Raw genomic sequence first — 26014 nt, 5'->3', positions numbered from 1 at the left:
TTAAAGTGTTTAATAATATAAATGGTCTGAAAGTTTAACAGTTTAATGCTGTTCGGGAATGTTGTCAGGCATTCAGACTTTCAAACCTGATATTTTTCATGTTCCAATAAATACCTTTCCAGAACGCTTTCAGATGAGTAGCTTCTCTTTTAAGGAGATACTGCAGGGTATTCTTGGGCACGGTAAAACAAATGAAATACAAAATGAACACCAGGCGGGCGGGCAGGCGCACGTTGCGGCGCATGAACAGTATCCGGTTCCTGGTAATATAATATGTTTTGAGCGGGCTGTTCTTGCCCGTTGTCATGGATTCTTTATGATAGATCAGTGATTTATACTGGTAGTAGATCTTGTATCCTTTGCGGCGGAACTGCTCACACCAGTCAAATTCTTCATAATACAGAAAATACAGTTCAGGCATGAGTCCCACCTTATCGAGCGCTTCCCGGCTGATCATCATGGCGCCGCCGTGTGCATATGGTGTAGCGCTGACAGCGTCATACTGCCCCTGATCTTTTTCCCGGCAGCCGATCATGCTGTTGCGGCCGGTGAAGATATCAACGGAGTGATAGCCGGCATATTCAATGGTGCCCTTATGAAAATAGTAATGGAACTTGGGACTGGCCACGCCGGCGTCCGGATAGGTGGCAAACACTTCCAGCAGTCCTTCTATCAGGCCTTCTGTAAATTCAGTATCGTTATTTACCAGGAAGAGGTAGTTACCGGCGGCGGCCTGGATGCCCAGGTTATTGCCCCCGGCAAAGCCGCGGTTCTCTTCACTGCGGATCACTTTTACAGTGGGAAAGCGGTTGATGATCTCCCTGGTAGGATCTTCTGTTGATGCATTGTCCACCACGATCACTTCAAAACGCGGGTAGCTGATATGTTGCAGGGATGCCAGCAACTCACAGGTTACCGCCGTATTGTTATAATTAACGGTGATGATGGAAACCAAAGGATGATATGTCTGTTTATTTGCCTGCAACATCTAACAAGGGATTGTCTATCTCTGTTTTGGTATGTTTGGTATGTATAAAGCGGTTGTTGGCGCCTTTGAGACGAAACAGCAGCATTACCATAATGAATGCCGCACGTGGAAGTCCCAGCATTGCGGTCAACAGGTAACGGCTGAAGAACCGACCGGGTATGGGCAGCAGCAGGCTGATGCAATTGCAAGTCCAGAGTGCTATCCACCACGCTAGTGGCAATACCAGGTAAGTATGCAGCGCGATATACAGCAATGCAACCGCTGTAACGGCCACTACCAGCAGCAGCCTTGGCAGCAACAGGTTCTGGCATACCGCGAGATTAAAGTAATCTACATTGCCCCTGAACAGTTCGCGCCACCCCTTTTTCCAGTAATGACGCAGGTATACCAGCTGGCTGGACAACCAGCGCCGGCGCTGGTGTTCAAAGGTTTCAGCATGCTCTACCTTTTCGTCAAACACATGCGCATCTTCCAGGTAATAGATGGCATGTCCTTTCTGTATAACCATTAACTGCAGCACCTTGTCAAAGCCCCCCGTGGCATCTATCTCCTGCATGATGTTCTTTATCAGCGGGTAATGGAAGGCCATGCCGCTGCCTATCACGGACGAAGACAAACCAAGCGCGTTGGCGCCTTTGCGGTAAAGGTGGTTGGCAATGATTTCATTGGCCGCATCCAGCACTGCAAAGGGTGTATTCAGGTTCTTGGCTACACGCTGTGCCTGTATGGCATACTCACCTGCCTGGAATGCCTGGTTCACCAGCAGCAGAAAATCAGCCGCCAGCATGTTGTCTGCATCACAGATCAGGGCCAGGTCGTAATGATCGCCTAACCGGGCAAAAGCCGCGTTCAGGGATTTTGCCTTGGTACTTTTGTCAAATGAAACGGGGATGACGGTAACGCCGGATGAGCGCAGCTGTTGCAGCGTTTCGGGCTGCAGCGAGTCTGCTATTACAATCACTTCATATTGATCTGAAGGGTAGTTCAGCCTGGTGTAACTCTGTGCGGTAGACAGAATGATGGAGTCCTCTTTATAGGCCGGTATCAGGATGGCCATCTTAGCATAAGAGGCTTCTGTTGCGGCCGGTGAATGTTGCGTATTTTTCTTACGCTGCATCCGTCCGGCGATGGACAGTATCAGGTTGTAAAGTATGCATCCGGCTAAGTAGGAAAATAGAATTACTTCGATAACAGCTGTCATTATACGTTATCTTTTTGTACGAGCGCAAAGGGAGTATTCACCATCAACCACATGTCGTAGGCGAAGTTGTGCCGGTGCGCATAATTAATATCAAGACTGATCCGCTCTTCAACAGACATATCTTTTTTACCACGTTTGCTGATCTGCCACAGGCCGGTGATACCGGCGGGCGCCAGGAAACGCTCTGCCCAGTCGTCAGTTGTAAGCGTGGCTGCTTCATAAAGCGGCAGCGGGCGGTTACCTACCAGCGACATATCCCCTTTCAGTACATTAAATAACTGGGGCAGTTCATCCAGGCTGGTATTGCGCAGGAAACCGCCCAGGCGGGTAACGCGGGGATCGTTGGACACTTTAAAGAACATAGGGCCGTTATCGTTACCGCAGTATTGATTCTGGGCTTTGAGCACATGCAGCTGTTTATCTGCATCGGCCACCATGGTCCTGAACTTATAGAATTTGAACATCCGGTAATTCTTGCCGGCCCTGGAAGCCGCGTAAAAAATCGGGCCTTTGCCTTCCAGCTTTATCATCAGGGCGATGAGCAGCAGCAAGGGCGACAGCAGGATCAGCAGCGTACCAGCTACCAGTATATCAAAGATCCTTTTGGCCACGCGGTTAACGGGTGTACTGTGATAAGTAACAGTGGGAGCTTCCGGACTTTTAGGCACAAACAGGTGCATGCGCTTAAACTTGCTCACAAAGTTCACTTTATCATCCAGGCGCTTCACGAGGCAGTCGTGGGTAATGATCTCATCAATGAAAACATACTTCTTAACGAAAGATCGCAGGGCGTCTGACAACTGATCCGTGTACAGGAAGAACGGGATTGAGCGCAGTACCTGGTGATTTTCAAAATAGCTTTGCCAGCTCGCCAGGTCTGTTTCATAACTGCTGTTGAAACGATAGATAATGACAGCAGGGATCTTCCGGTACACATTCAGCAATTGATCAATTGCTTCCTGCGCATCGGCCACATGATCTGCCATGAGGTATTTGAAATGCCCGGGTTCCTGTGGCATTTCTACAACGCTGTGGCCTACAAACAATGCTATCTTCTCATCCGAAAGCTGACGGATGATAGTAGTGTTAGGCTTACCTGATGTTGCACTCCTGACAATCGTGGCAGTAGTCGAAAAACTAGGTGTAATCGTTGTCTCCATATCTTTGGTTGCAATTTGCGTTGGTAAAGGGATTACGGCAAGGTCGCGGTCAGCTGACCATTAAACATACAGGCAATTTTCTCGAGCAACACAACCGGGTCAAAAGGTTTATGCATCACCGCCTGAACGTTCGTGTAACGTGCCATCAATGTTTCAGGCGCAGCATTGGCAATTTCACCGGAAAGCACGAGCACAGGAATATCTTTATATAAGTAACTGGCAGATAAATGTTCCAGCAGTTCCCAGCCATCAATGTTGGGCATGCGCAGATCTGTAACGATCAGGTCTGCTGAATTGCCGCCTGACAACCAGGCCATGGCATCAAGCCCATCTCCCACTGCTGTTACAGCATAATGCCTGCTCAGTATAGCCTCCAACAAAATTCTTATTGGCTTGCTGTCATCTATTATTAAAACTTTCTTTTTCATTACTACCTTCTTTTTCAATAAAACTTGATCTTTTGAACACTAACACCTAAGCAAAACGCACAGCTATGCCATAGGTATAAGAAGGCTTTAGATTGGATAAGGTCAAAGAGAACTGAAATGTACGGTAGCTTTTCAGGGGATATGATGACCGGTAGAGGGATTAACTAACTGTAATTTAAGGCATCCTTTATTAATTAGCAAAGGTTCCTCAATAAAACAACACTAGTTGACCAGGTTTTTCCAAGCATTAGTTTCAATCAGAGAGAAAATTGCTACAATGCTTCGAACGGATGTAAAATTATAATACTTTGATAATTAACAAGGCAGTATTTCGTAAACGGCGAATTTTCCCGGGTGAATGCAAGGAAAATGATGGTAAACGAGTACTCAAACAAAGATACGGGTAAAAAATTCTAAATAGTAAAATTTTACGGGAGATAAATTACTTTTGCGGTCGACATACTACTACCCCATGAAGAGATTTTCGGGTCCGGCCATTCTGTTATTATTACTTGGAATAGTAGCCTACATCATACTGGTATTAATCACTGTTTTTCATCAGCAGCCTCCTTTATATGATGAGCCATTGTTCATTCCTAACGTGTACCTGTTTGAGCAGTACGGCCTCACCAAAGAGTTCCTGTTAAAGATCAATGAACAGGCGCCCGGGCCTTTATACCAGTTTATACATTATCCACTGAGAGGCATTACCCATTTGCAGACGCCCGGCATCAGGCTGGTGAACACTGCCTTACTCGGACTGATGATCTTACTGCTTACTGCTATCATTACGCAGCTTAGCAAGGTAGAGAAAAAGCAGGCCTTTCTGCTGGCGCTGAACATGATGGCCATCCCCATGGTGTGGAATGTATCAGGCATGGCCTTAACAGAAATCCCGCCCATGTTCTTTGCCACACTCTCCATCTTTCTTTTACTGCATGCTTTGCGTAAGCAGGACAATGCATTTGCAGTGAGTCTTTTACTGGCGCTGCTGGCAGGATGCGCCACAGGTTTATCTATCCTGGGCAGATCTCCATTCCTGATCATGGTGCCGGCAGCAGGTGCATTGCTGGTAAGACATTTTAATGATAAACGCCGCTGGGGCATACTGGCCATATACATGAGCACGGCGCTGGCCATCTGCCTGCCGGTATTTTTAATATGGAAAGGATTGATGCCGCCGCAACAGGCATTTACAGCAGCTGGTGGCCTGAGTGTGCAGCATGCCATGCTGGCCTTTGCTTATGGTGCGCTGGTAACTTTTATCCTGGCGCCTGAATGGTTCTTTTTCAACCGGCGTATATTAATATATATGCTGCTGGCCTACGTGGTGCTTTTAGTGCTCAACCTAACGGTTGTCCATCTTAAATTTGCGCCGCTGTATTTTTCCCTGGCTAAAGTATTGCCCCGGGAGATCATGCGCCCCTACCCTTTTGTAATTGTACCGGTGCTGTGGGTAATTGCCTGCTATTTTTCCGCATGTTCGCTGGTAAGGGCCTGGCAACGCAGGCAGGAACCGTTCTTTCTTTTCCTGTTCCTCTGCGCTATGCTGATGCTGGCCACCAACCTGAAGGTGATGCACCTTTTCAGCTCGCGTTACGTGGCGCAGGCTGCCCCCTTCTTCGTACTGGTGCTGTTATCGTACGACAAGATCAGTTATAACAAATGTCTGCGGGCAATTGCCGGTATGATCATCGGACTGCTTTCGCTGGAGACTTACTTTCATTTCCATTGAAGTTGTAACAACTGTATGTGACCAAATTCATTACTTCACATGCTGAAAAGTGGCTTTTACTAGTAAATTTTCTCACTTCACCCAAAAAAATTAGGTAGTTTATGATCTGCGAATTAATTTAGCGCTCGAAACCGGGTACGCCATAGGGTGTTTATTTCCTTAACAGCAAGAACATTTCTGCTCTCCCCCAAATGGCGCTGGTGTTGCAAATCTAATCTTTCTACCGCCTTATCCTAAGACAAAAACCACGCAATGTAGGCCGGTTGCGGACCGTGAGCCTGCCATCTTTTTACCATTCCTTTGAATTTCTGGTGCATGACTGGATGCAGTCATGAGTATTTAAACAGGTATCGTATGATTTGCCGAAGAGGTCCGGTTATATCCGGATTTTTTAAGGTGACATAAGTGATAAAAAATAATAATTGATATGGATGTCATATATTTTATAAAAGCCCTGCTAAAGAGGAAGTGGTGGATCATGATCAGCACCGTTGTAGCTTTAGCACTTTCTTTTCTTTTCACCATGGACAAGGCCAAGTTGTACCGGTCCAATTCACAGATGTCTACCGGCTTTACGGTAAATGAAGATGTGAAACTGCGGGATGAGAATGTTAACCTGTATGAAGCAGATGTAAAGTTCAACAACGTCGTGGAAACTTTCAACTCCCCTACTGTAATTGGTTTGCTTTGCTATGACCTGATGCTGCATGACCTTACCTCTCCCAAGCCCTTCACCGTACTGACAGAGAAACAGCGCCACACCCCTGAATACACCAGCTTTAACAGGACCCAGGCGCTGACCATCCTGCAGCACAAACTGGATTCGCTGCAAACACTGACATCCTATCAGCCGGAAGAGCGCAAACTGCTGGAGTATATGGCGCTCTATAAGTATGATTACGAATCCATCAAGAAGAACCTGAGCATTGGCCGCCTGGCGCGCACCGATTATATAGATATCTCTTTCGGTTCTGAAAACCCGGAGCTGTCTGCCTACGTGGTGAACCAGGTAATCAAAGTGTTCCTCCGCTATTACCGCAGCCTGCGTTCTGAACGTTCTGTAGAGAACATCGGCACCTTTGAAGAACTGGTGGCGCAGAAGAAAGCCGAACTTGACCAGAAAGTGGAAGCGCTGCGTAACTATAAGGCCTCAGAAGGTTTGCTGAACGTGGAAGCCGCCAGCGGCACAGAACTGGGGTTGATCAGCCAGTTTGAAAGAGCCCTGGTAGACGAAAGGAACAACCTCAACATCATCAACTCTTCCCTGCAAACGGTGAACAGCCAGCTGGGTCAGATGGGACAGGGACAGGTAGTATACGATAATAACAATAACAACGATATCGTTTCCCTGCGCAGGCAGATCAACCAGATGAATGATGAGTACATGCGTACCGGAAGCACAGATGCTGCGCTGGCAGATAAAATAAAGGCCTCCCGCCAGCAGCTCCAGAAGCTGATGTCTGCAGCGCCCACCACTACTACTGCCAGCAAAACACTGACACGTGAAGAGCTGCTGCAACGTAAAGCCCAGCTGGAAGGTGATCAGCGGGCATCTATGCTTAACATCTCCAACCTGCAATCCAGGATCGGTTCTCTGAGAGGCTCCGTAGGCACCTATGCCAACAAGGAAGCCAATGTAAAAAGCATGCAGCAGGAAGTAGACCTGGCCCAGGAAGAATACAATAAACTCAAAGAAAAGCTGAACACTGCGCTGGACAGCCGTACCGCAGCTTCTGATAATTTCAGGCAAACCTTACAGGGACAGCCGGCTTTCCGTCCGGAATCTACCAAGCGTATGAAGATCATGGCGCTGGCAGGCATGTCTGTTTTTCTGCTCAGCACCCTCGGCGTATTGTTCCTCGAATTCTTTGACCGCTCTATCAAATCACCTTCGCTCTTTGAAAAGAACGTAGACCTGAAACTGATCAGCACGATCAATCATGCCGACCTGCAGCGCTACAGCATTCCGCAGGTACTGCAAAGCAAGGTGGGCGAGGATGATGTCAGCGTAAAGAGACAGAACACCTTTCGCGAACTGCTGCGCAAGCTGCGCTTTGAAGTGGAAAGCAGCAATAAATCCATCTTCCTCTTCACCAGCACAGAACCCCAGCAGGGCAAAACCACCCTTGTACAGGCGCTGGCTTACAGCTTAAGCCTGAGCAACAAACGGGTGCTCATCATCGATACCAATTTCTGTAATAATGATCTGACTATGCAGCTGGAGGCCAAACCTACACTGGAAACATTTTCCCTGCGGCCCGAAGAGGTCAGCCTGGAAAAAGTAAGGGAGATCGTTACCACCTACTCTGTAGAAGGCATTGAAGTGATAGGCTGCAAAGGCGGCGACTATACGCCTTCCGAGATACTGCCCAGGCATCATTTGCTGAATTATCTGCCGCAGCTCAAAACCTATTACGACTATGTGCTGCTGGAAGGAGCACCCCTGAACGATTATACCGACAGTAAAGAGCTGGTGGCTTATGTTGATAGCGTAATAGCGGTATTTTCTTCCAGGCTCTCTATGAAACAGAACGATAAGGAATCAATTCAGTTCCTGCAAAGCCTGAATGGCAAAATGCTGGGAGCAGTACTGAACAATGTAAATGAGGACTACCTGGAACTGTAGTAGTCGAAAAACGAATAGCATGCGCCTTTCCGAGCATTTGAAATTTATTTTTTCATTCCGGCCTGAGGTATCGGGGCGTTACGCCTGGGTAGATTACGCAAAAGGCATCGCAATTATATTTGTAGTGTACCGGCACGTATTATATGGTTTATTGTACAGCGGTGTAACGGCAGATCCTTTGCTGATGGACGCCAACGAAATGTTGTATGGATTCCGCATGCCGCTGTTCTTTTTTCTTTCAGGACTGTTCTTTTCATCCAGTCTGAAAAAAAGAGGACCCGGCGATTACCTGGTTACCAAGGTCAATACGCTGCTTTATCCCTATGTATTATGGTGCTTTATACAGCTTACGCTGCAGATCATTTTTTCAGACTACACCAATTTTAAACGCGGAGTGGGCAATTATATAGATATACTGATCCATCCGCGGGGCATGCTGCAGCAATGGTACCTCTTTGCCCTGTTCAATGTATCGGCCCTGTATCTCTTCACGCATACTGTGCTGAAATTGAATGCGCCGGTGCAGATCCTGCTCGGACTGTTACTGCCAGCCCTGATCCCTTTTGTATACGATATCAGCACCCTGTCTGACGTGATGATGTTCTATATCTTTTTCTGCCTGGGGCACCTGAGCGCGCCTTACTTTTTCAATGATAAGGTGCAGCAGCAACTGGGCAAAGGTTACAATGCATTACTGCTGCTGCCTGCATTTGTACTGGCACAGTACTATTGCATGAAGCACCCGGAAGCAAATATCTATCTCTTTTCCGCCCTGGCCATGCTGGGAGTGATCCTGGTGATCATGATCTCTTTCCTGCTGGCGAAGTACAGGAAGCTTAGCTTTCTGCAGACGCTGGGGCATCATTCATTGTATATATACCTGCTGCACCTGGGTATTGTTTTCCTGCTGCGTACGGCACTGCTGCGTACCGGACTGGCCATCAGCATGCCCATGATGACATTCATACTGGTGACAGCGGGCATACTGTTATCGCTGGTGCTGTACAGGGTTTGCCTGCTGCTGCGGATGGACTTCCTGTTTGTAGGGCCGTTTAAAACGCCTGCTGCAGCATTAACCACCATACCAAAAAAATAACGACAATGAAAAAGGACAATAAAATGGTCAATGAGGGAGTGCACCGGGCGCTGATACTGGCCTTTGCAGCCATCGTCATTTTAATGTTGCTGGCAAAAACCTTTTTCTTTTAATACATGCAACTGACACGCAGAAATATCAACAAGGCCTTCATGGTACTGCTCTGGATACTGATCGTACCGGTGATCACTTATCTCGCATCCCTGGATGCGAAGATCGGCATCGGGCTCAGTGTGCTGATCGTGGGTGGTGCTGTGGGATTGGTATGCGTGATCAACTACCGCCTGGGGTTCTATATTTATATCACGGTCACCTTCATACTGCCCATGATAGAACGCATGGCGGGTACAGAGCTGAGTAAAGGTGTGGCGATGGATGGCCTGCTGCTGTGTACCCTGCTGGGCTGTATCTTCAAACGGGGAGATAAAACGATCCGCAAGGTAAAGCTGAGCAACCCGATACTGGTTTGCCTGTACCTCTACCTGCTGATATTGGTCGCACAGCTCTTCAACCCTGCAGGCAGCTCATTGCTGGGATGGTATGTTTTTATGCGGGTAGCCCTGCGCAGTTACTTCTTCCTGTACATTGGCCTGAACGTGTTCAACAGCATGAAGGATGTGTACAATTTCTTCAAGTTCTGGCTGATACTGGGCACCGCCGCTGCTTTGTATTGCTGTATACAACAGTGGTTTGGCCTGATGTGGTACGAAAAGGCCTATATGGCCAAGTATCCCGAAAAATACAAGACCACGGTGATCATCTTTGGTCTCAGGCTGTATTCATTTATGTCTGACGCAGCAGTGCTGGGTATCATCCTGGCCTGTAATATCACCTTTATGCTGGTATTGCTCACGGCCAACCTGAGCGCCATCAACCTGAAGCGAAAGGTGCTGCTGGGTATTTCCGTGGTGCTGCATACACTGGCTTTGGGATATTCCGGTACCCGTACCGGCTATGTGATGCTGCCACTGGGCCTGATGATCTTTTTTATAGCGAACCTGCATAAGCGCAATACGATATTGATAGCGATGGGTTTTGCGTTCTTCGGACTGGTCATTCTCTATGGCCCCATCCATGGAAACCCTACTGTGAACAGGGTAAGAACCGCCTTTATTGGCGAGCAGGATGAATCTGTAAACGTGCGCGACAGGAACCGCAGCCGCATCCGGCCCTTCATGCATTCTCACCCTATGGGAGGCGGCATCAATACCACCGGTGGTAACGGAGACACTTATTATCCCGGCCATGCGCTGGCAGGCTTCCAGTGCGACAACGGCTACCTGCGCGCAGTGCTGGAAACTGGCTGGCTGAGTATGTTCCTGGTGGCAGGCGTTTTCTATTTTCTAATACAAACTGCGGTGGGTAATTATTTCCGGTCTGACACTGAGCTGGACCGGCTGCTGATGATAGGGCTTGCCTCTGCAAGCTTTGCCGCCGCCGTTTCTGAATACGCACAGGATACTTTCACTTTAGTGGAATCGTCCATTATGTTGTTTGCCTTCATAGCCGTAGCTATCAAAGTAAAATATCTTAAAGAGTAACTATTAACGGATGATATCACCTGCTGATTTTCTTAGAGAGGGAAAATGTAGTGTGTGATCTCATCAGGGGACAAAAAAACAACAATTATTAAACAGTAACTGATGTAATGAATATTATATCAGCAAATTAACTAAAGACAAACTATTAACTGATGAAAAAGGCCTACATTTTACTGCTGTTTGTTTGCATAGGTCTGGCGGCGAATGCGCAACAGCAACCCGATACCGAAGTACTACTGAAGCTGCCAGCAGATCCGCCTGCAGTGGCACGTTTTAAGCAGAAGCTGGTGGAACTGGCATTGCAAAGCCCGGATGTAAAACAATTCGATGATCGTAAGGATATTGCCAAATACAATACGCGTGTGGCCACCGCACAGTGGGCTAACCACTTCGTTGCTTCAGGTAACCTGAATGAATTCACCATTAAAGGCCGCAGCAATGATCTGAACGCCAACCAGAACTTTTACCCCCGTTACAATTTCGGGGTTACCTTCCCGCTGGGGCATTTCGTTAGCATCCCTAATGAAATAAAGAGGGCCAAGGCAGAAGGGAAACTGGCCCAGAAACAAAAGGAATCACAGGCGCTGATCATCAAGGCCAGGGTATTACAGGCTTATGAGGATTATGCCGCCGCTAAAAAGCTGATGGAGCTGCACCTGCCTATCATGGAAGATGCATTGCTGAACTATAACCAGGTAGAAGAGAAATTCCGTGCGGGAGACAATACAGTACCTATTGATATCTATAAAGAAGCCTACCGCCAGTACAACGCAGAAATGGTACAGAAGGTAGAGCTGGAAAGAAACTTCCGGCAAACAAAACTTATACTGGAAGGAATAGTAGGCATGACGCTGGAAGAAGTTATGAGACTTCCCTAACCTATTAAATGAAATGTTATGTTCTTAAAGAACTTTGTACTGCTGTGCAGCCTGGTGCTGCATACCGGTGCAGACGGGCAATATGCCCCCATGAAACCTATTACCGTTAAGATCAGTCCCTGGCAAACAAGGCAGGCGCTGATACTGACACCTGAAAACATCAGTAAGGGTAAAAAGTACCCCCTGCTGATCTGCTTTCACGGAAGAAGCATTGCAGGGCACGACCTGAGCAAGATCTTCCGGCAGGGAGTAGCGAGGCAGATACATGAAGGAAAGAAGATCGAAGCAGTGAACCCGAAGGATAATAAAAAGTATGAGTTCATCGTTGTGGCGCCGTTGGCTGAAAGCTGGTCTTTTGCGCCGCAGGATGTAGAACCGATGCTGGACGACATTCTGAAAAATTACCCGGTAGATCCCAGCCGCGTTTACCTCACCGGCTACAGCGCGGGAGGCTGGTCGGTAGAATCTGCCAAAACGCACAGCAAAACCTTGTCTAAACGTATTGCTGCCTGCGTTACGATGTCGCCCCCCATCCTGGACAGTCCTTACCTGAAAAGGTATAAACTGGCTGCTGACGAAAACATACATACCTGGTACTTTGCCGGTGCGCAGGATGGTTACTTCCTGAAAAACGCCCGCTCATATGTAGACAGTACCAACCGGTATAAACCCGGTTTAACGAGGTTTACCGTATATAATGGAGGACATTGCTGCTGGGAGGAATATTATAATCCCGCACACAGGGAGAACGGTATGAATATTTACGAATGGCTGTTGCAGTTTAAGAATACCGATTGATAATTCCCTATACGCATGAACAGGACGAAAGCTTTGAGAGGATGGCTGTGGTCTGCCGAAAGCAACATCACCACAGCAGCCAGGCTGAAAGGGCACTGGCTTTACAGAACGCCGGACCTGGGACTGCTGTATCATTACAGGTCCCTCATCGCAGAACTGGCAGAAACAATTATACCACGTGCCGGCACACCGGGTGCAAAAGATGCGGGCGTACCCGAGCTTATCATTACCATGATAAAGGAAGGTACACCGGTAGGCGCCCAGCACAGGTTCCTGCAGGGACTGGAAGAACTGGCAGCCTATGCACGTTCGCAATACGGCCAGTCTTTCTTTGACTGCAGCGTAGAACAGCGTCATAACATACTGGCCCATTTTGAAAAAAGAGACCGGCCCATGAGGGGGATTGCCGGTAAAGTATTCAGACGGCTGTTTGGCGACGCTTTTTTTGTGACACTAAAAAAATGTACCGTAACAGGCTACTGCGCCTGCCTGCAACGCGCAGCAAAACAGACATAAAATATGCGTTTCACTTACATACTTTTCTATGCCAGCTTTTTTATCCTGTTCTATAATTATATAGGATACGGCATACTATTGTGGGCGCTCGTAAAGGTCAAACGCCTTAGGACAAAAGCCCGTCCGGCCACAGCCCCCTTTGAGCCGGAAGTGACGCTGATAGTGGCTGCCTATAATGAAGAAGCGGTGATCGAAGAGAAGATAGTAAACACGCTGGAGCTGGATTACCCCAAAGAAAAGCTGCAACTGCTCTTTATTACAGACGGGTCTACAGATGATACCCCTGCCATTATCTCCCGTTACCCTGAAATACAATTGCTGCATTCCAATGCCCGCAACGGTAAAACAGCGGCCCTGAACCGGGCAATGGAACACGTACAAAGTCCCTACGTGATCTTCTGCGACGCCAACACCCTGTTGAATACCGCCGCCGTCCGCAACATTGTGCGGCACTATGCAGATGAACGTACCGGTGGGGTAGCCGGTGAAAAAAAGGTGATCAGCAGCGGCGCAGCAGGTGCGGCAGCTACTGAAGGCGTTTACTGGAAGTACGAGTCTTTCCTCAAGCGCCTGGACGCCGAGCTGTATTCTGTAGTAGGCGCAGCCGGAGAGCTGTTCTCCATCCGTACGGCGCTCTTTGAGCCGGTAGAGGAAGATGTGATCCTGGACGATTTTGTGATCTCCCTGCGCATTAACATCAAAGGTTACCGTATTGCGTATGCGCCCGATGCCTATGCCATGGAAACACCCTCTGACTCTATCAGTGAAGAGCACAAGCGGAAGATCCGCATCAGCGCGGGAGGGTTTCAATCCATTGTAATGCTGCGCGCATTACTGAACATTTTCAGGTTCCCGGTGGTTTCTTTCCAGTATATCTCGCACCGGGTGCTGCGATGGACCCTGAGCCCTTTAAGCCTGCTGGTGCTGTTGCTGAGCAATATTGTACTGGCCGTTTACGCAGGCGGATGGTTCTACCCTGCCTGCCTGGCCATCCAGGTACTGGGATACCTGGCTGCGTTCACCGGGTACAAACTGGCTGCGCGTAATACGAAGATCAGCCTGTTCTATATCCCTTTTTATTTTCTATTTATGAACATAGCGGTGTACCAGGGCTTTTACCGCTACCTGACCAGGAGTCAGTCAGCCGCCTGGGAAAAAGCAAAACGTTCCAATAAAGTTCCTAATGCCAACATCCAAATTGCAGAAAATGGAGAAACAATTGTCCGTAGCAACTGAAACGCCCGTATCAGCGCCCATAGCAGCAGCGGCCAACACTGCTGCACCGAAGAAGAAATTCATCAGCTACATCCACAACTTCCGTGGGGTGGCTATCATTTATGTAGTGGGTGCGCATATACTGCTGAACTGGAAAGAAGGGTCTGTATCGCATAAGATACTGGATATTATCATGCAGAACTCCACCATCCTGTTCCTGTTCATTGCAGGCTACCTGTTCCAGCATTTATCTGCAAAGTTTGAGTATAAAGACTACCTGGTGAAGAAGTTCCAGAACGTGATCTGTCCCTACCTCCTGCTGTCGGCGCCGGTGATTGTGTACCGTGTGGTTACACAGGATATTAATGGCTTTACACTGGAAGATCATCCTGACTTCGGCTCCTGGCCACGCTGGGAACAGGCCGGCTATTACCTGCTGCATGGGGCCCACCTGCAACAGCTGTGGTTTATCCCCATGATCGCTTTGTATTACCTGATCGCCCCGGTATTATTATATATGGACCGCAAACCGGTATTGTACGGGTCACTCGTGCCTTTGGTAATACTATCTTATATCGTACAGCGCAGCGTGTTGAGCGATACCCTGGTTATGGCCGTTCACTTCCTTTCCGTGTATGTTTTTGGTATGTTCCTGAGCCGGTTTAAAGACCAGTTCCTGGTGTTTGCCCAAAAGTACTGGGTAGCGATCACCGTACTGCCCATCGCATTCCTCGTATTGAACTACTTTGTGAGCAAACCTTTCTACGACCCGGTAGACTATACGCACAAGATGCTGTTCTGTCCATTTTACCTGTACTGGCTGTGGAGGCTTGAGAAGTACGTGCCCCGGGTGGTAGACACGCTGGCGGTGTACAGCTTCGGCATATACTTTGTGCACTACTTTTTTGTGCTGTTATTAAGGGGGGGCTACCAACTGGCATTTCATCGCCCGATGCCGGGCAACCTGCTTATCTGGGCCGTTTGTTTGATTATAGTAATGGCACTTTCGATCTGGACCTTACAACTTGCAAAACGGATACTCGGGAACAAGAGTAAATTCCTGGTGGGGTGTTAATAACGTTTAAAGGCAAAATCCTGCAATTTACCTGCTATTTTCAGCGGTTTACCAACTTTTTTTGAAAGTGTCGATTTTAAATTTCTAAATTGCAGTATACTGAATCTTGTTGGGGACAAAACTTTCTCTTCTGACCATCTCCTGGACAAAACCACCACGTTTAGTGATTTCTTTTTATTTGGCCACATCCAATGAACGAGCCTGGTAAACAACGATTACCGGATACTCAATCATTACATATGTTAAAATTTTACTTGCGACTCGTGTTGCTGGTATTGTTCAGCACACAAACATCTTGGGCACAGGTTTTAAATCCCAATGACCCCGTTGTAACTTATAACCCCTCCAGCCCCCCGGCCCAGCCAACCTGGGGCCAGATCGGTAAGTGGGTTAGAACTGCCCGTGTAAGCTGGAACAGTTCAGGCTACAAATGTTACATCTACAAAGGCATGCAGTTCAGGCTGCATTATCCAAAGAATTTCAATGCGGCGGATACCAGTAAGAAGTATCCCATTATCGTATTCTGGCATGGTATAGGCGAGAAGGGCGGTTTATATGATAATGAGTATCAGCTGTTCCATGGCGGACAGGTGCATGACCAGCGCATTGCATCCGGCGCCTATGACGGTTTCCTGTTATATCCCCAGAACCAGTTCGGTTATTTTGGGCCTACCCAATATGACTATGTGAATGAACTGATCAACAACTTCTTTGTTCCACAACTGAATGTGGATCCTTTCCGGGTGATCGTGAACGGTCTTTCCGGCGGCGGTGCAGCCTGCTGGGACTTCATGTTCCGTTACCCCAAACTGGTGGCCGCAGCTACTCCTATCAGTGCGGCGCTGGATACTTATGATGATAACATACAAACCTGGAAATGGACCTCAGTATGGCATTTGCAGGGGGGTGCTGACAAAAATCCGCCACCCCAGGTTGCACAGCTCATAGAGTCTACTGCCAAATCAGTAGGCGCCAATTATAAGCTGAAGATCTACGCGGGCCAGGGGCACGGCATCTGGAACCTGGTATGGAATGAAGCGGATTACTTTCCCTTTGTTATGCGGCAGTATAAGTCCAACCCCTGGGCTTTATACGGCCAGACCGAGTTTTGCCCCGGTACCCCCGTCAACGCAGTGCTGGGCCTCACAGCAGGGTTTGACCAATACCAGTGGCGGAAAGACGGTGTTATTATTGCCGGCGCTACCGGCAATACCTATACGGCTACCAGCTTCGGTACCTACGATGCCCGTATCAGGAGCGGCTCCCGGTGGTCAGAGTGGTCCCGTATCCCCATTGTGATCAAGACCAAGACGCCTACGGTTACTCCCGATATCATGATGGCCGGTATCCAGAGCAATGTGCTGCCTACCCCTGAAGGTAAGGACAGTGTTGTACTTTCACTGCCCGAAGGATATGCCAGCTACCAATGGTTAAGACAAGGCACCAGCGATACGATCGGCAGGGCAAGCACGTTTACGGCCCGCCAGCCGGGTAATTATGTTGCCCGTGTAACCGAGCAGTTCGGCTGTTCCAGCAATCTGTCCAGCCCCTTCAAGGTGATCAGCGCCAGCGGCGCCCCTGCACCAGACGCTGCCAACGGCCTGGTGGCCACCGCCACTTCCAAAACAGCGATCAAACTTGACTGGAGCGATAAGCCTTCTCCACAGTACAATGAAACCTTCTTTGAAATATACCGTGCAACATCACCCGGTGGCCCCTATACACTCGCAGGTAAAACGGCTACGGATGTACGCACCTTCACCAACAATGGCCTGGAGAACAATACACAGTATTACTTTATTGTACGCTCCGTGAACAATAACGGCGCCGCCCCGGTGAGCAATGAAGCCACGGCTACCACCCTGGCAGATAACAAACCGCCTACCGCCCCGGGTAACCTCACCGTAGGCTCCGTTACCCGTACCTCCGCAAGCCTCAGCTGGTCTTCTGCTACAGACGACGTAGGCATTGACAGGTATGACATCTATATCAACGGTAAGAAGAGCTTCTCTATACCACAGATAGGTACAGGCACCCAGACGTTTGTAGCTTATGGCCTTAACTTTGGTACCACCTACACCTTTGTTGTAAAAGCCAGGGATGCCGCCGGCAACGAATCTCCGGCCAGCAACCAGGTGGTTGCCATTGCACAGAATACAAGCGGCCTTACCTATAAATACTATGAAGGTTCATGGAACAACCTGCCTGACTTCAATAGCCTGACGCCGATAAAAACAGGTGTCAGCGCCAATGTAGACAAGAACGTAAGGAACAGATCAGACAACTTCGCCATCATGTGGGAAGGTTATATTAACATACCCACCACCGGCACCTATACATTCGAGACCTACTCCGATGCGGGCAGCAAGCTGTATATCAATACGCCATATAGCGCAAACGCTACTGCGCTGGTGAATAATGACGGCATCCACAACGCCCAGTACAGAAGCGGTACCATCACACTGGCTGCAGGTACCTATCCCATTGTACTGACTTACTTTGACCGTACAGGATCAGATGAGATCCGTTTATACTGGAGGAACAACGTGGGAATAAACTCCCGTACGCAGATCCCCAACTCCGCATTCAGGGATAACCTCAGCCTGGGCGCAGCGCCCTCCGCACCTTCGGGTATATCCGCTTCCGTTGTTTCTCATACCAAGCTGAAAGTGAGCTGGAATAACAGCGTTACCAACGAAACCGGTTTTGAAGTATACAGGAGCACCTCCTCCGGCGGTACGTACACCATCGTAGGCAGAACTGCCGCTAACGTGACCAGCTTTACAGACACCGCTTTAAACCCGAACACGACTTACTACTACAGGCTGAAAACCATCAATAATAATGGCAGCTCCGGCTTTACTTCTACTGCTTCTGCAAGAACAGCAGTACTGCCGGCTATACCGCCTGCACCCACTTTGCTGGTGGCTACAGCCGTTTCCGGCAACCGGATCGATCTGACATGGAAAGATAATTCCACCACAGAAACAGGCTTTGAAATATACCGTTCTGCTAATGACGCCAGCAACTTTGTGCTCATTGCCACTACGCCGCCCAACGCCGGCGCACAGGCTGCATACGCTGATTCGGGCCTCTTTGCCAACTCGCTCTTCTACTACAGGGTGCGTGCAAAGAACGATGGCGGCAACAGCTCATACACCAACACCGTGAATGCCACCACGCTGAACGGCTTGCCCGAGATTGTAGGTACGGAAGACAGGACGATGCGCTACGGCACACAGACCAGCTTCCAGATCGGTGCAGTGGATCCGGATGGAGAAGATGTAACGATCACATCGCCCAACCTGCCGGCATTCGGTGCTATTACACCTTCCGGCGACGGAGGCGTTAACCTGATCTTCTCTCCGGGTGCAGGCGACCAGGGCGTATATAACATACAGATAAAGGCAACAGACGAGCATAACGGCAGTACTACGGCCACCTTCACCCTGACGGTGAACGACAACTTCATGCCCCAGTTAAGCCCGATCTCGAACGTAAGCCTGGCCGAAAAAGGATCTGCTGTGGTGAACCTCAGCTCCAGCGATGCAAACAGCGGCGACCCGACCAACTGGTCTGCCACCGGTCTGCCTGCCTTCGCAGTGCTGTCGCCTGAAGGCAATACGGCACAGATCCAGCTCAACCCCGGATATGCCGATGCAGGCGTTTATAACGTAACAGTAAAAGTAGATGACGGTAAAGGCGCATTCGATACCAGGTCATTCACGATCACGGTAACGGATGTGAACCCCAACTACACCGTTTACATAGACTTTGGAGACGGTGCATGGGCGCCGCCATCACCATGGTTCAATACCAACAAACGGCCTGCGCAGAATGATGTATTCCCTGCCCTGAAAGATCAGCTGGGACGCACTACCAATATGTCAATGACCATCCTGACCCCATGGCAGAACGTCAACGGCGGTACGAACACCAATAACCAGGGCGCCAATACCGGTAACAACTCCGGCGTTTACCCCGATGCAGTGATGGTGACCAACTGGTGGACCACGACGGATCTGCAGACCATCCGCTTCAACGGACTGGATCCGCAGTTCAAGTACAGCTTTACCATGTTTGGCAGCCGCGCAGGCATCAGTGATGACCGTGTGGCCAGCTATACCATTAACGGTACCACGGTAACGCTGAATGCACGGAACAACTCCAGCCAGACCGTGTCTATCAATGATGTAAGGCCCGATGCCAATGGCGGTATCTCCATGAACATAGTAGCGGCGCCGGGATCTCAATATGCATACATCAACGCCATGGTGATCACCGCCAGCTTTGATGATGAATCAGCGCCTGCCAAACCGCTCAACTTCAGCGGAGAGGTGGTTAGCAATGGCGTGCAGCTGAGCTGGAGCGACCAGGCCTTTAACGAAACCGGGTACGAAGTATCCCGTTCCGCTAACCAGGCAGGGCCATTCACCGTGCTGAACGCAAATCCCACCAACGCAAATGCCACCGGTTACCTGGATGCTACCGCAGGCAGTGCCACCACCTGGTATTACAGGGTAAGAGGCCTGAATGGCTATGGTGCATCACAGTACACCGATACAATAGCCGTGGTGATACCGAACAAGGCGCCCGTGATCGCTGCCATCAGCAACGTGACCATGAAGTCAGGCACCAGTCAGCAGGTGAATTTCACCGCCACCGATGCCGCTACAGACGTCATCACCCTGTCTGCCACCGGTCTCCCTGCCTTTGCCGTCTTCCAGGATCTTGGCAACGGCTCCGGCAGGTTCACCCTGACTCCGGGTGCAGGCGATATCGGCAAGTATACACTCACCGCCAGGGCCAAAGACAATTCCGGCGATACCAGCAGTGTAAGCTTTACCGTTACGGTAACCGATGCGAAGATCACTTCCGTATACGTGAACGCCAACCAGGTAGAACCTGCAGGCGCACCATGGAACAACTTCAATGCATTACCGAACGTGAACGCCGGCATCACGAACCTGCTGGATGAAGCAGGCGCTGCCACCGGTATCAACATCACGGTGCTCGACCAGTTCACCGGCGCTAACAACGTAGGTGCAGAAACGGGCAATAACTCCGGTGTATACCCGGATGCAGTGATGAAGACCTTCTTCTTTGACCAGAGCAATTCTGACCGCCGTATACGCATCAGCGGACTGTCTGCCACACGTAAATATAACCTCGTGTTCTTTGGCAGCCGTACCAGCGTATCCGACAACAGGAACACTACTTATACCGCAGGCGGACAATCCGTAACGCTGAATGCCGCCAGCAATACCAGCAACACCGTTCAGCTCAACGGCCTCACACCGGATGCAAGCGGGAACATTGTCTTTGTTGTAAGACAAACCAGCGGCTCTGTGGCTGCTTACCTGAACGCACTGGTGATACAGTCTTACGTGGATGACGGCACACCGCTGGCGCCATCCAACCTCACAGCTACCGCTAATTCCAGGACCAGCATACAGCTGAACTGGGCAGATAAGGCCAGTAACGAAACAGGCTACCAGGTATGGCGCGCAACATCCGCCACCGGTACCTATAGCCTGATCACTACGGTAGGTCCGAATGTAACAACGTATGCAGACAACAATCTGAGCCAGAACACTGTCTACTTCTACAAAGTAAGGGCAGCGGCAGGCGCACTGTTCTCCGCCTACAGCAACGTGGCCAGCGGCGGCACGATGGCTTATGGTGTAATGATCAACTTCACCACTACCACCAGCATTGCCAACGCACCATGGAACAATACGGCCGCATTGCCTTTCGCAGGACTTACCATGAACAACCTGATGGACGACAATAGTGTAAACACCTACATGTCCATGCAGATCATAGATAACTTTACCGGTACCAACCCTGCAGGTATGCAAACCGGTAACAACTCCGGCGTATATCCTGACAAGGTACTGGCAGAATCTTACTACACTGAAACAGATACGGCCCTGTTAAGGATTACCAGGCTGGATCAGACCAAACGCTACTCCTTCACCTTCCTGGGCAACAGGGGCAGCGGCGGTACCAGGATCACGGCATACAGCATCGGCGGCCATGTAGTAACACTGGATGCAAACGACAACACCCAGAATACCGTTACCATCAACGATGTGATACCAGACGAAAACGGTGATATATTCATTAAGGTATACACTTACCTGAACTACGGCTACCTGAATGCAATGGTGATCAAGGCGTATCCGCTGGGCGACAGCAGTGGCCTGGTAAATCTGCCGGTAGTTGGCGCCACCATGGATGCCGGACGTACCACCAACAAGCTGGTAACATTGTCAGGCGCGCTCAACGACGCGAAACTGACACAGTCTGAAGATGCTGCTACCAACGGCGTATCAGTTGAAAAGGCATTCCCGAATCCGTTCAATACCTTCATCAACCTGTACTACACCCAGCAACAGGCCGACACCAGGGTAACCGTAAGATTGCTGGATGTGACCGGACGACTGATCCTGACCAAGGACCTTGGCATCCGCGGTAAAGGACAGTATATGGAAAGACTGGATCTGGGCAACGCACAACTGAACCATGGCGTTTACTTCCTGCAGATAATGTCTGAAAACAAAGCTGTCAAAACGATAAAACTGTTAAAGAATTAGGATCTAACAACACACCGTTCACAGAAAACTCCGGTTCCGGGCAATCCGAAACCGGAGTTTTTTTGTAAAATCCCCAAAGGCCAAAGACCACAGGCCAAATTCCAAAATCCAAATTCCAAATACCAACATCCAATCACTAAACTCCAAAATAAAAATTCCAAAGAGTGAAGCAACTAATAGTCTTCGCTCTTTGGAATTTGGTATTTGGAATTTGGAATTTGGAATTTCCTATTTGGTACCCGCCAGCTCCATAATAATCTTGTATTCTTCCGGCGTTACTGCGCTTACAGACAGCCTTCCCAGTCTTACCAGCTGCAGGTTGGCCAGGCGCTTATCTGCTTTTACCTGTGCCAGGGTAACGGGCTTCTTGAGCGGTTTAAGCGGTTTCAGGTCTACTACTACCCAGTTAGGATCTGTAGTGGTAGGGTCCTGGTAATGTTCTTTCACCACTTCCGCGATCCCTACTATTTCCAGGCCTTCATTGCTATGGTAGAAAAATACCTGGTCTCCCTTTTTCATCGCCTTCAGGTTGTTACGCGCGGCATAGTTGCGCACGCCATCCCAGAAAGTTTTACCGTCTTTTACAAACTGGTCCCAGGAGTATTTGAATGGTTCTGATTTAACAAGCCAGTAATTCATATAGAAAGTTTGAAGTTTGAGGTTTGAGATTTGAAGTTGTTGGAAGTTAAAAGTTAAAGGTTGAGCCAAGAATTATTAACTGGAGCCTTGTTATGAACGTTTCGCGTTCAACAAACCTCAAACTTAACACTTTAAACTTCAAACCTGAAATGTCAGATCCCGCTTGCCAGCACATCCGCAATGTGCATGGTTTTGATGGAGTGCCCATGCTTACGGATATATCCATCCAGGTGCATGAGGCAGGAAAGATCGGTGGAGATCAGGTAATCCGCCCCGCTGTCGATGGCGTTCAGCACTTTCTGTTCGCCCATCCCGATGGAGATCGGTTCGAACTTTACGGAGAAGGTGCCGCCAAAGCCGCAGCAAACCTCGCAGTCATTCATTTCCCGCAGTTCCAGGCCTCTTACTTTTGATAGCAGCAGCCGGGGGCCCTGCTTGATACCGCATTCTCTCAGGGCGCCGCAGGCGTCGTGATAGGTAGCCACGCCATTAAGGGTGGCGCCGGTATCTGTTACATGCAACACGTCGGTAAGGAATTCTGTGAACTCGTACATGTTCTTGCGCAGCTGCTTCACCTCATTATGTGCCGCCGAGTTATCGAACAGCTTACCATAGTAGTTACGCACAAAGCCGGTACATGATCCGCTGGGGGCGACAATATAATCGTATGTTCGGAAGTCCTTTACAAATTTGGTGGCTACAGAGCGGCATTCGTCCCAATACCCTGCGTTATAGGCGGGCTGCCCGCAGCAGGTTTGTTCGGGGTTATAGCTCACGTTGCATCCCAGCTTTTCCAGCACCTTCACCATATTAAATCCGGTCTCGGGGAACAGCTGGTCTACAAAACACGGTATGAAAAGCTGTACATTCATAAACAAAAGTTTGAGGTTTGAAGTTTGAGGTTTGAAGTTCGTTAAAGGTTAAAAGTTTATGGCAAGTGTCCCAACCAGGCTTAGGCCGCTAACCTGCCAACATCTAACGAACCTCCAACCTCAAACTTTAAACACCTAAATTCCTCTGAAAAGCGATCATCTTCAGCGCAGTAATGGCAGCTTCCTCCCCTTTGTGCCCATGCGGGCCGCCCAGTCGGTCTGTTGCCTGCTGCATATTATCTACGGTTAATATACCAAATATAACAGGTACCGGCAATTCGAGGTTCAGTTGTGTAATGCCGGTAGTAACGGCATCACATACATAATCGAAATGCGGTGTTTCGCCGCGTATCACGCATCCGAAAGCAATAATAGCGCCAGGTTGCCGCCCGGTACCTTTAGTGGCTTCCCAATACTGCTTACAGGCAAAAGGCAATTCAAACGCGCCCGGCACCTGGTATTTGCTGACACGCGAGATCTTATACCGTTCCAATGTGCGTTCACAGCCGGCTACCAGCTCATTGGTAACGGCATCGTTCCATTCGGTATACATCATAACAACACTGGCATCCTCTAAATGGAGAATGCCAGCATCATTCAATAACGTTTGGTTATGTATTGACATAAAACTATAAATTCCAAATACCAATATCCAAATCTCAAATACCAAGATCCAAAATCCAAAATCTGGTGCTGAACACAATTCCAGCTTTGGAATTTGGCAGCTGGAATTTGGAATTTGAAAACCTTACTCCGTTACTTGTCCCAGGCGCGCCAGGTACTTGTCCATTTCGCGGCCTTCGTTGGTTTGCGGATATTTTTCTTTGATCTCTTTGTAGATAGCGATGGCGTCCTGTGCTTTACCGGCTTTTTCGAGTGCCAGGCCTGCACGGAAAAGGTACATGGGCGCAGTCAGCTCATTATCGCTGTAGTGACCGGCCTTTTTATAGTACGCAATACCGTCGTCTGTTTTGTTCAGCTCCATATAGGCGTCGCCGGTAAGGCCATAAGCGTATGCCTGTACCAGTTTGTCATTAGCGTTGAAATCTTTCAGCATATCTATACCTTTCTGGAATTCGCCCAGCCTGATATAGCTAACGCCTGCACTGTATTTGGCGAGGTTGCCGGCTTTGGTGCCGCCATATTTATTGATCACCTGTATAAATCCGTAGTTGTTGCCGTCGCCATTCAGCGCCAGCTTGAAAGAGTCTGCTGCAAAGTACTGCTGCGCGTGGAAGATCATTTCCTGCGCCTTCCTTTCATTGGGGGCCTTGATGAAGCGGTTATAGGCGAAGAAGCCGCCTACTATCACCACCACTGCCAGCAGGGCAATGTTGATCACCTTTTTATTGTTGTTGTAGAGGTCCTCTGCCTTGTGCAAAGAGCCCTGCAGATCGAAGTCCTGCTGTGTTGTTGCGGGTGTAGCGGCTTTATGTTTGGTTTCTGCCATTTTTTAGTTTGTTATCAGTTTTTACTCATAGGTAATTAGTAAAGCTCTTAGCTGCTAGCTATTAGCTTCTAGCAGCTAACGGCTAACAGCTAATAGCTAATAGCATTTTTATTAGTCCACAATAAATGGATAATCCTGCTGTACGTAAACGTCTTTCAACAGTTCATCATCAGCCGGCCAGGGAGATTCTTCTGCGAACTTCACACATTCTTCTACTTCGTTCTTCACTTTCTGGTTGATCGCTTCGATCTCTTCGTCAGTTGCCCATTTATTTTTCTGGATCGTCTTCAGTACCTGGTTGATGGGATCTTTCTCCTTATATTCTTCTACTTCTTCTTTGGTGCGGTACTTGGCGGGATCGCTCATGGAGTGGCCGCGGTAACGGTAGGTCTTGATCTCGATCAGGGTAGGACCGTTGCCTTCGCGGGCGCGTTTTACTGCCCTTCCCAGGCCTTCAGCCACTACTTCGCAGCTCATGCCGTCGATCGTGTCGCTCGGCATATCGTAAGCGTCAGCCAGTTTATATATATCCAATACGTTGGAAGTACGTTCTACGGAAGTACCCATGGCGTACATGTTGTTCTCGCAGATGAAGATCACCGGCAGTTTCCACAGCATAGCCATGTTGAAAGTTTCGTGCAGGATACCCTGACGGGCAGCACCATCACCGAAGAAACACAGTACCACATTATCTGTACCCTGGTATTGCTCTGCAAAAGCCAGGCCTGCACCGGTACCTATCTGGGCGCCCACGATGCCGTGACCACCGAAAAAGCCTTTCTCCTTGGAGAAGAAGTGCATACTACCGCCCTTGCCTTTGGAACAACCGGTAGCCTTGCCGTACAATTCCGCCATACATTCATTGGCAGTCAGCCCCTTCGCGATCGCCAGGGCGTGGTCGCGGTAAGCTGTAATGAATTTATCTTCAGGCTTGGTAGCAGTCATAGCGCCTGCTGCTATTGCTTCCTGCCCGATATACAGGTGGCAAAAACCGCGGATCTTCTGCATACCATAGAGCTGTCCGGCCTTTTCTTCAAAGCGGCGCAGCAAGAGCATCAATTCATACCAGTACAAGTATGTTTCCTTAGTGAATTTCGTCTTCGCTTCTGTTTTAGTAGCCACTATTTCTAAATTTGTCCGCAAATATAACAGGAAAATCCTAAAAACTAAATAACTGTAACAAATCCCTGTAAATTT

Annotated in this window: 19 protein-coding genes; 10 read left to right on the top strand and 9 right to left on the bottom strand. The window is 49.0% G+C overall.

All coding sequences use genetic code 11. From position 1 onward, the window contains the following. Positions 1-64: 64 nt before the first annotated feature. Genes Q0577_RS08525 through Q0577_RS08510 form a run of 4 tightly spaced genes read right to left on the bottom strand, consistent with a single transcriptional unit; the run spans position 65 to position 3777 of the window. Positions 65-988 carry a glycosyltransferase family 2 protein gene (locus Q0577_RS08525; RefSeq protein WP_298734840.1) on the bottom strand — a complete coding sequence of 308 codons (924 nt, stop codon included), beginning with the start codon at positions 986-988 and terminating at the stop codon, positions 65-67. After that, a complete protein-coding gene (locus Q0577_RS08520) occupies positions 972-2189 on the bottom strand; it encodes a glycosyltransferase family 2 protein (RefSeq protein ID WP_298734838.1) in 1218 nt (405 codons plus the stop codon). Before Q0577_RS08520 ends, Q0577_RS08525 begins: the two co-directional genes overlap by 17 nt. After that, positions 2189-3349, bottom strand: a complete 1161-nt coding sequence (locus Q0577_RS08515; RefSeq protein ID WP_298734836.1) for a sugar transferase — start codon at positions 3347-3349, stop codon at positions 2189-2191. Before Q0577_RS08515 ends, Q0577_RS08520 begins: the two co-directional genes overlap by 1 nt. Before the next feature lie 32 nt (positions 3350-3381). Further along, positions 3382-3777 (bottom strand): response regulator, encoded by a 396-nt coding sequence (locus Q0577_RS08510; RefSeq protein WP_298734834.1) that lies wholly within the window; start codon positions 3775-3777, stop codon positions 3382-3384. 472 nt (positions 3778-4249) lie between these two features. Here Q0577_RS08510 and Q0577_RS08505 point away from each other — a divergent pair, with 472 nt between their 5' ends. From Q0577_RS08505 to Q0577_RS08460, 10 genes are all read left to right on the top strand, one after another. Beyond that, on the top strand, positions 4250-5512 hold the full coding sequence (locus tag Q0577_RS08505) for a phospholipid carrier-dependent glycosyltransferase (RefSeq protein WP_298734832.1): 1263 nt from the start codon (positions 4250-4252) through the stop codon (positions 5510-5512). Between the two features lie 427 nt (positions 5513-5939). Next, positions 5940-8138, top strand: coding sequence for an AAA family ATPase (locus Q0577_RS08500; protein WP_298734829.1), 2199 nt, complete (start codon positions 5940-5942; stop codon positions 8136-8138). Positions 8139-8157: 19 nt separating this feature from the next. Then, positions 8158-9234: an acyltransferase gene (locus Q0577_RS08495; protein ID WP_298734828.1), complete on the top strand. Its 1077-nt coding sequence runs from the start codon at positions 8158-8160 to the stop codon at positions 9232-9234. 116 nt (positions 9235-9350) lie between these two features. Then, positions 9351-10775 carry an O-antigen ligase family protein gene (locus tag Q0577_RS08490; RefSeq protein ID WP_298734825.1) on the top strand — a complete coding sequence of 475 codons (1425 nt, stop codon included), beginning with the start codon at positions 9351-9353 and terminating at the stop codon, positions 10773-10775. A gap of 152 nt (positions 10776-10927) precedes the next feature. Beyond that, the gene (locus Q0577_RS08485; protein ID WP_298734822.1) at positions 10928-11653 is read left to right on the top strand and encodes a TolC family protein; all 726 of its coding nucleotides are present in this window, start codon (positions 10928-10930) and stop codon (positions 11651-11653) included. 18 nt (positions 11654-11671) lie between these two features. Next, complete coding sequence (locus Q0577_RS08480; protein ID WP_298734819.1) at positions 11672-12451, top strand: hypothetical protein; 780 nt, start codon at positions 11672-11674, stop codon at positions 12449-12451. Positions 12452-12466: 15 nt separating this feature from the next. Further along, positions 12467-12967: a gluconate 2-dehydrogenase subunit 3 family protein gene (locus tag Q0577_RS08475; protein ID WP_298734816.1), complete on the top strand. Its 501-nt coding sequence runs from the start codon at positions 12467-12469 to the stop codon at positions 12965-12967. Positions 12968-12970: 3 nt separating this feature from the next. Continuing rightward, positions 12971-14203, top strand: a complete 1233-nt coding sequence (locus Q0577_RS08470) for a glycosyltransferase family 2 protein (RefSeq protein WP_298734813.1) — start codon at positions 12971-12973, stop codon at positions 14201-14203. Further along, complete coding sequence (locus Q0577_RS08465) at positions 14175-15257, top strand: acyltransferase (protein WP_298734810.1); 1083 nt, start codon at positions 14175-14177, stop codon at positions 15255-15257. Before Q0577_RS08470 ends, Q0577_RS08465 begins: the two co-directional genes overlap by 29 nt. 239 nt (positions 15258-15496) lie before the next feature. After that, a complete protein-coding gene (locus Q0577_RS08460) occupies positions 15497-21856 on the top strand; it encodes a fibronectin type III domain-containing protein (RefSeq protein ID WP_298734807.1) in 6360 nt (2119 codons plus the stop codon). Positions 21857-22084: 228 nt separating this feature from the next. Here the strand turns inward: Q0577_RS08460 and Q0577_RS08455 are convergent, their stop codons facing one another. The 5 genes from Q0577_RS08455 to pdhA form a co-directional block, all read right to left on the bottom strand. Further along, positions 22085-22495, bottom strand: coding sequence for an EVE domain-containing protein (locus Q0577_RS08455; RefSeq protein ID WP_298734804.1), 411 nt, complete (start codon positions 22493-22495; stop codon positions 22085-22087). A gap of 152 nt (positions 22496-22647) precedes the next feature. After that, positions 22648-23367, bottom strand: coding sequence for a (Fe-S)-binding protein (locus Q0577_RS08450; RefSeq protein ID WP_298734801.1), 720 nt, complete (start codon positions 23365-23367; stop codon positions 22648-22650). Positions 23368-23494: 127 nt separating this feature from the next. Further along, positions 23495-23992 (bottom strand): 6,7-dimethyl-8-ribityllumazine synthase, encoded by a 498-nt coding sequence (gene ribH / locus Q0577_RS08445; RefSeq protein ID WP_298734799.1) that lies wholly within the window; start codon positions 23990-23992, stop codon positions 23495-23497. 123 nt (positions 23993-24115) lie between these two features. Beyond that, the gene (locus Q0577_RS08440; RefSeq protein WP_298734797.1) at positions 24116-24817 is read right to left on the bottom strand and encodes a tetratricopeptide repeat protein; all 702 of its coding nucleotides are present in this window, start codon (positions 24815-24817) and stop codon (positions 24116-24118) included. 111 nt (positions 24818-24928) lie between these two features. Next, positions 24929-25939, bottom strand: coding sequence for a pyruvate dehydrogenase (acetyl-transferring) E1 component subunit alpha (gene pdhA, locus Q0577_RS08435; RefSeq protein ID WP_298734795.1), 1011 nt, complete (start codon positions 25937-25939; stop codon positions 24929-24931). Between the last annotated feature and the right edge of the window lie 75 nt (positions 25940-26014).

This window comes from uncultured Chitinophaga sp. (genome assembly GCF_937898475.1).
Lineage (GTDB): Bacteria > Bacteroidota > Bacteroidia > Chitinophagales > Chitinophagaceae > Chitinophaga.
Note: the sequence above shows the minus strand (reverse complement) of the source record. Positions and strands in the feature narration are given on the sequence as shown.

Coding starts and splice junctions, on each gene's coding strand:
- Q0577_RS08525 (WP_298734840.1), bottom strand. CDS start 988: ATGTTGCAGGCAAATAAACAGACATATCATCCTTTGGTTTCCATCATC.
- Q0577_RS08520 (WP_298734838.1), bottom strand. CDS start 2,189: ATGACAGCTGTTATCGAAGTAATTCTATTTTCCTACTTAGCCGGATGC.
- Q0577_RS08515 (WP_298734836.1), bottom strand. CDS start 3,349: ATGGAGACAACGATTACACCTAGTTTTTCGACTACTGCCACGATTGTC.
- Q0577_RS08510 (WP_298734834.1), bottom strand. CDS start 3,777: ATGAAAAAGAAAGTTTTAATAATAGATGACAGCAAGCCAATAAGAATT.
- Q0577_RS08505 (WP_298734832.1), top strand. CDS start 4,250: ATGAAGAGATTTTCGGGTCCGGCCATTCTGTTATTATTACTTGGAATA.
- Q0577_RS08500 (WP_298734829.1), top strand. CDS start 5,940: ATGGATGTCATATATTTTATAAAAGCCCTGCTAAAGAGGAAGTGGTGG.
- Q0577_RS08495 (WP_298734828.1), top strand. CDS start 8,158: ATGCGCCTTTCCGAGCATTTGAAATTTATTTTTTCATTCCGGCCTGAG.
- Q0577_RS08490 (WP_298734825.1), top strand. CDS start 9,351: ATGCAACTGACACGCAGAAATATCAACAAGGCCTTCATGGTACTGCTC.
- Q0577_RS08485 (WP_298734822.1), top strand. CDS start 10,928: ATGAAAAAGGCCTACATTTTACTGCTGTTTGTTTGCATAGGTCTGGCG.
- Q0577_RS08480 (WP_298734819.1), top strand. CDS start 11,672: ATGTTCTTAAAGAACTTTGTACTGCTGTGCAGCCTGGTGCTGCATACC.
- Q0577_RS08475 (WP_298734816.1), top strand. CDS start 12,467: ATGAACAGGACGAAAGCTTTGAGAGGATGGCTGTGGTCTGCCGAAAGC.
- Q0577_RS08470 (WP_298734813.1), top strand. CDS start 12,971: ATGCGTTTCACTTACATACTTTTCTATGCCAGCTTTTTTATCCTGTTC.
- Q0577_RS08465 (WP_298734810.1), top strand. CDS start 14,175: ATGGAGAAACAATTGTCCGTAGCAACTGAAACGCCCGTATCAGCGCCC.
- Q0577_RS08460 (WP_298734807.1), top strand. CDS start 15,497: ATGTTAAAATTTTACTTGCGACTCGTGTTGCTGGTATTGTTCAGCACA.
- Q0577_RS08455 (WP_298734804.1), bottom strand. CDS start 22,495: ATGAATTACTGGCTTGTTAAATCAGAACCATTCAAATACTCCTGGGAC.
- Q0577_RS08450 (WP_298734801.1), bottom strand. CDS start 23,367: ATGAATGTACAGCTTTTCATACCGTGTTTTGTAGACCAGCTGTTCCCC.
- ribH (WP_298734799.1), bottom strand. CDS start 23,992: ATGTCAATACATAACCAAACGTTATTGAATGATGCTGGCATTCTCCAT.
- Q0577_RS08440 (WP_298734797.1), bottom strand. CDS start 24,817: ATGGCAGAAACCAAACATAAAGCCGCTACACCCGCAACAACACAGCAG.